We start from the raw sequence: 6588 nt of genomic DNA, 5'->3' as shown, positions 1-6588 counted from the left end.
TGCAAAACCGTCACCCATCATTTTTTGAGCAAAAACAGGATCTTTTACTTGTTCCAATTCAATAACTTGACCATCAGCTACTGAATAAACTTCCTCTGTTACACCTTTGTAGTGTACAGTGTTTTGTTGAGCTTCAGTCATTTGGCTTGGAAGAGTTTCAGGAATAATTTCACCTGAGTCAAGAATATCTTGGATATCAGATTTCAATACGTCAGCTTTTGGTCCGTAGATAGCTTGGACACCTTGTCCTTTCATGACAAGACCCATAGCTCCTTCTGCTTTCCATTGTTCCTCAGTACCAACGCGATCTGCATCTTTAACAGTTACACGAAGACGAGTCATACATGCATCCACATCTACGATATTTGCACGACCACCAAGAAGGTTAATGATATTTACGGCTTGAGAAGCTGCTGCAACTTTTGGAGTTCCAGAAGCTGCTTCTTCTGATGCTCCTTCAGCTGTTTCGTAGTTTCCGTTACGTCCTGGGGTTGCGTAGTTGAATTTTTTGATCATGAAGTTGGCAATGAAGTACATGATAACCGCAAAGAGAACAGTTACCCAGATAAAGTTAACGATATCCATACCAATACCAGCATTAATTGCCAATGGTGTACGAGTCAAGAATTCAATTGAACCGAATGAGTGGACACGAAGGTGAACAATATCTGCCATAGCAAAGGCAGCACCTTGAACTACTGAATAAACAAGGTAAAGCGGTGTTGCGATGAACATGAACATATACTCGATAGGTTCAGTAACCCCTGTCAAGAATGTTGCAAGGGCTGTCGCAATCATCATACCCTTGTATTGGTGTTTCTTGTCAGCATCAACATTGCGGTAGATAGCAACGATGACACCCATCAAGATACCAAATGAACCGATCATTTGTCCAACTTTGAAACGAGCTGGATGTACTGTATCTAACAAGTGTTGGTATTGACCAGCATCAGTACCTTTAAGGTTTACAAGGTCTGTTACCCATGCAAGCCAAAGTGGATCTTGACCAAATACTTGGCTACCTTTTGCTGCACCAGTTAAGACTTCATAAGTACCACCAAGAGCTGTGTAGTTCATTGGGATAGTCAACATGTGGTGAAGACCAAATGGCAAGAGCAAACGCTCCAAAGTACCATACAAGAATGGTGCTAGAATTGGTGCAGTTTCTTGAGAGTTTGCAATCCAGATACCAAAGCTATTGATACCTGTTTGAACAAGTGGCCAGAAAATTGAAAGAACAATTGCAGCAATTACTGAACGAACAATAACTACAAATGGTACAAAACGTTTTCCGTTAAAGAATGAAAGTGCATCAGGAAGCTTACGGAAGTTGTAGTATTTGTTAAAGGCAGTTGCCCCTATAAAACCAGAAATAATCCCTACGAAAACACCCATGTTAAGTGCTGGAGCTTCCATAACACTGATAAAGTAATCAGAAACTTTGATTGACCCACCCAATAGTGTTGAAACCATAGCATTTGGATCTTTTAGCATATCGCCAGATACGCCAAAGATTGTACCTGTGATACGGTTGATAAGGATAAAGGCAAGACCAGCAGCAAAAGCACCACCAGCGCGTTCTTTAGCCCAGCTTCCTCCGATAGCAAGGGCGAACAAGATATGAAGGTTAACGATAACTCCCCAACCGATTTGCTCTAGTACACCACCAGTAATTACAAGTGGTGAAAAGTTAGGGTTAATCATCACTAGCGACTTACCGATTGAAATCATCAATCCAGCCGCTGGCATAACAGCGATAACCACCATCAAAGCCTTACCGAATTTTTGCCAAAACTCGAAAGACAAGACATTTTTGAATGTAGCTTTCATCATTCAAATCTCCTTTATTTTATTTTAGGCAAACGTTTTACGAAAACGTTTGCACCAACTTATATACTAATTATACCACTTTTTATTTTTTGTAAAGGCTTTTATAGAAAAATTTTCTCCTTTTTCTTAAATTTTTATACAAAAAAGAGAAGTTCTTTAAAACTTCTCTTTTAAACTGTCTGGATATTTCCACTAAGCTATGCAATTTGCATTGATATCCAATTAAATTTTCAAGAATCGACGCATAGAAATTCCTGATCCGATTGATCCAATGAAGATTCCGATGACAAACAAGAGAACTGTCATCAAAGGAATAAATAGATCTGGCGTAATCATGGATAGGTTTTGACCAACCAAGGATTTATTGACAGACTGGTAAACCATATTGTAGATAAAGAATACTAGGACTGAAGGAATAGCTGCTCCAAATAAACCGATGAAGGCACCTTCCAACAAGAATGGACCACGGATGTAACTATTCTTAGCTCCTACCAGACGCATGATCTGAATTTCACGGCTACGCGAAATAATGGTGATACGGATGGTGTTGGAAATCAAGAAGACCGCGATGAAAATCAAGAGTCCTGCAATAATTAATCCCCACACACGGATGAAGGAAGCTAGTTCAAAGAGTCGTTGAGTGTTGGCTCCACCATCTTGAACTTCTGAAACTCCCTCGATTTTCTTAGCATCTTCAGCTACTTTCTTTACATCACTTGGAGAGTTGGTATCTACGATATAGGCATCATAGAGTGGGTTGGCATCCCCTTCAAAGACCTTCCAGTCATCCCCCATCGTTTCAGTCAATTTTTGGTATTGCTCCTCTTTACTTGAGAAGGTAACGCTTTTTACAGCTGGCATAGCTTTCAAAGCATCATAGACCTTGTGATAGTCATTGTTGGTAACTGTCTGACCTTCTTTTTCAATCGTTTCACTGTTATCTGCCACATCCTTACGAATGTAAACCATGACACGAACGTTGTTTTCAATATCGGTAGCTAGTTTAGCTGTGTTAAAAATTACGGATGCAAACAGGGCAACGAGCGTCAAGGTAATCATAACCGAGCTCACTGCTGCTACTGTCATCCAGCCATTTCGCTTTAAACTTTTTAGTGATTCAAATAAATGGCGAAAAAATCTACTAATCATCGTATCCATATTCTCCTTTTGCTTCGTCACGAACGACACGGCCATTTTCAATGGCAATGACACGGTGGCGCAAGGTATTTACAATCTGGCTATTATGGGTAGCCATCAATACTGTAGTACCTTGGAGATTGATGCGTTCCAACAGATTCATAATTTCCCAAGAATTATCTGGGTCCAAGTTTCCTGTCGGCTCATCGGCAATCAAGACTTTCGGATTGTTGACAATCGCGCGAGCAATGGCAATCCGTTGTTGCTCTCCACCTGAAAGTTCATTAGGGAATGAACGAACCTTATGTTTCAAACCAACTAGGTCCAAAACTTCCATCACACGTTTTTTAATGGTACGGCGGTTCTCACCGATTACTTCCATTGCATAGGCAATATTTTCATAAACGGTTTTCTTTGGCAAGAGTTTGTAGTCCTGAAAGACAACTCCAACACTACGACGAAGAAGAGGAATATCTTTCTTCTTGATTTTAACCAAATTAAAACCTGCAACTGTTAAACTACCTTTTTCAATCTTTACTTCTCGATATAAAGCTCGAATAAAGGTGGACTTACCTGCTCCAGAAGGTCCTACGATGTAGGCAAATTCTCCCGGTTCAATAGTGACAGACACACCACGCAAGGCAGTCGTCCCGTTGTCATACTTTTTGACAACATCTCGCATTTCAATGATTGACATGTGAGTTCCTTTCTATCTTAGCTGATTCTCCATTTGAGATAGGCATCGATGAAACCATCTAGATCTCCATCCATAACCTTATCTACTTGGGCAACTTCAAAGCTCGTACGGTGATCTTTCACCATGGTATAAGGTGTGAAGACATAAGAACGGATCTGACTTCCCCAAGTGATTTCTTTTTTCTCACCTTTAAGGGAATCGACTTCCGCTGCTTTCTTTTCTTGCTCCATTTGATAGAGCTTAGCCTGCAACATCTTCATAGCTCGATCTCTATTTCCATACTGGGTACGATCGACTGTCGAATGAACGACTGTCCCCGTAGGAATGTGCGTCAAACGCACACCTGTTGAAACTTTATTGACGTTCTGTCCACCAGCACCACCTGAACGGAAAGTATCCATCTTGATATCGTCGTCACGAATTTCCACTTCGATGGTATCATCCAACTCAGGCATAACCTCTACGGATGTAAATGATGTGTGACGACGTTTAGCTGAGTCAAATGGTGAAATTCGGATCAAACGGTGAACACCCATTTCCGACTTGAGAAGACCGTAGGCATTTGGACCTTCAAAGGACAAGGTCACAGACTTGATGCCCGCTTCATCACCAGCTTGGTAATCCAAAACTTCAACTTTAAAGCCTTTGGCATTTCCATAACGAGTGTACATACGAAGTAACATATCGCCCCAGTCCTGAGCCTCAGTCCCGCCTGAACCTGGATGAATTTCCAAAATTGCATTATTATGGTCATAAGGTTCTGACAAGAGAAGCGTCATTTCGTAACTGGTCATCATCTTATCCAACTCGGTTAGCTGCTCTATCAGTTCATCTTGGACTGACTCGTCTTCTGCTAAAAAGTCCAATAAAATTTCAACTTCATCCTGCAACTCCTCCATTTTACGGAAGGTGTTGTAGGTGTTTTTTAATTCATTTAATTCTTGCGACGTTTTTTGGGCCGCGATATTATCGTTCCAAAAATCAGGTTCTGTCATCTTGTTCTCCAAGATGGCAATCTCTTCCTCTAAGCCTTCGAGGTCAAAGAGACCCCCTGAAAGAAGCTAATTTTTCACGATTTGCGTCAATTTTTTGACGAATTTCTGAAATGTCCATAGATACTCCTTTTCACATCGTTTTATTATACCATAATCTCTCATTTCTTTCCATATTTTGCTTTTCACCGCTTTTGACGGCAGAAGAAAAGAGGCTCTAAAGCCTCTGGTTTAAAGGATTTTTGCAGAGGTTCGAGCAATCTCCTCTACTTGAATTCCTTCTCTTTCAAATTTTTCTTTTAAGGAATCTAGGTCAATCATTCCATCAATTTGAACCTCAATGACAACCTTACCATCCTTACGAGGGATATTAACTGTGTGAGAAATATTCAAATTTTCCTCGGCAATCAAGGTCACGATTTTTCCTAAAACTCCGACCTCGTTTTCCGTAATAAAACGAACACGAATCCCTTCTTCTCCATAACCAGCGATTTCCAAAAAGGCTTGGAAGACATCGCGGTCCGTAATCACTCCATATACCTGCTGGTTATCAACAACTGGTAAAATACCAATCTTGTTTTTCAACATCAGGTAGGTCGCATCCTCTAGGCTTGCGTATCCAGAAACTGTCACAACATCCCGAATCATGACGTCTTTGACTTTGGTCTTATTGAGAAGATAATTCATCTCGTAGATAGAAAGACTGGTTGCTTTAGATGGACTTGCCTCTGCAATGGTTCCTTCTGTAACAAGACCAACCAATTGATCATTTTCGATAACAGGTAAACGGTGCAAGCCTTGCTCGCGCATCAAATCTGCTGCGTGTGCTACAGTCGTATCAGGACTGATATAAACTACCTTGCGTGTCATAAAATCTTTAACTGCCATGAGACTTCTCCTTCTCTATTTCTACTTTCATTATACACTTTCTTACACAATCAATCAAACGCTGTCAGATTTTTTAAAGATTCTAAAAAAGCTAACCTCTTACAAAAAAGAGCTCTGATTTCGAGCTCTGTGAATGAGGGATTAACAATCCTCATTCGGTTTTATTTCATCACTTAGGAAATTGCAACGCAATCTCAATCCGCCGACTAAAACAATCCACTGGTTCTGATGATTGCTACGCAATCTCTATCTGCCGACTAAAAAGGTCTCCCGGACTATAGATGGATTGCGTGCGCAATCTCCATCTGCAACCTAAACTAGTCTCCCAGACTAGTTTAGCCACCTAGGTATGCTTTTCTGACTTCGTCTGATGTTGCAAGTTCTTTTCCTGTTCCTGATAGGACAACCTTACCTGTTTCTAGTACATAAGCACGGTCAGAGATGGCAAGTGCTTTATTAGCATTTTGTTCAACCAAGAGAACAGTTGTGCCTTGTTTCTGGATTTCTTGGATAATGTCAAAAATCTCTTGGATAAAGATAGGAGCGAGTCCCATAGATGGTTCATCCAACAAGAGAAGCTTAGGCATGGACATGAGCGCACGACCCATAGCCAGCATCTGTTGCTCTCCACCTGAAAGAGTTGCTGCGTCTTGGTTCTTACGTTCTTCTAGGCGAGGAAAACGTGAAAATACCTTCTTGAGATTAAGCAAGTTTTTATCTTTGTCAGTACTCAAGAATGCCCCCATCTCAAGATTTTCCAGAACTGTCATTCCTGGAAATACATGACGACCTTCTGGAACTTGAGACAGACCTTCTGCTACAATCTTACGAGCTGGAAACTTTTGGATTTCTTGATTATTATAAATGATTTTGCCAGAAGATACTTTCTCCAAACCCGAGATAGCGCGAAGGGTAGACGTTTTTCCAGCACCATTGGCACCAATTAAGGTAACTACCTCTCCCTCGTTTACTTCGAAAGAGATATCCTTGACGGCTTCGATAGCTCCATAGGAGATGGATAAGTTTTCAACTTTCAGTAAGGAC

The 6588-nt window shown here is 40.8% G+C and carries 6 protein-coding genes; all 6 read right to left on the bottom strand.

The genetic code is table 11. The features are described 5' to 3' along the window. On the bottom strand, positions 1-1833 hold a 1833-nt coding region (locus tag SORDD24_RS06350), incomplete at its 3' end, for a PTS transporter subunit IIBC (RefSeq protein WP_081103523.1). Positions 1834-2052: 219 nt separating this feature from the next. Further along, on the bottom strand, positions 2053-2979 hold the full coding sequence (gene ftsX / locus SORDD24_RS06345; protein ID WP_061408763.1) for a permease-like cell division protein FtsX: 927 nt from the start codon (positions 2977-2979) through the stop codon (positions 2053-2055). Next, positions 2972-3664 (bottom strand): cell division ATP-binding protein FtsE, encoded by a 693-nt coding sequence (gene ftsE / locus SORDD24_RS06340; protein WP_000022274.1) that lies wholly within the window; start codon positions 3662-3664, stop codon positions 2972-2974. The genes ftsX and ftsE overlap by 8 nt, the downstream gene beginning before the upstream one ends. Before the next feature lie 17 nt (positions 3665-3681). Beyond that, positions 3682-4777, bottom strand: a protein-coding gene (gene prfB / locus SORDD24_RS06335; protein ID WP_155720124.1) for a peptide chain release factor 2 whose coding sequence is annotated in 2 segments (ribosomal slippage) — positions 3682-4704 and positions 4706-4777 — 1095 coding nt in all. Because the reading frame shifts where the segments join, the coding sequence is not laid out codon by codon here. A 110-nt stretch (positions 4778-4887) separates the two neighbouring features. Next, on the bottom strand, positions 4888-5544 hold the full coding sequence (locus SORDD24_RS06330; protein WP_061408757.1) for a CBS domain-containing protein: 657 nt from the start codon (positions 5542-5544) through the stop codon (positions 4888-4890). Positions 5545-5879: 335 nt separating this feature from the next. Continuing rightward, positions 5880-6588 (bottom strand): ABC transporter ATP-binding protein (locus tag SORDD24_RS11700; RefSeq protein ID WP_061408754.1); only part of this gene is annotated, 709 nt, incomplete at its 5' end.

This window comes from Streptococcus oralis, from assembly GCF_001579175.1.
In the GTDB taxonomy this organism is placed as follows: Bacteria; Bacillota; Bacilli; order Lactobacillales; family Streptococcaceae; genus Streptococcus; species Streptococcus oralis_O.
This window is presented reverse-complemented; position numbering and strand designations above follow the sequence as displayed.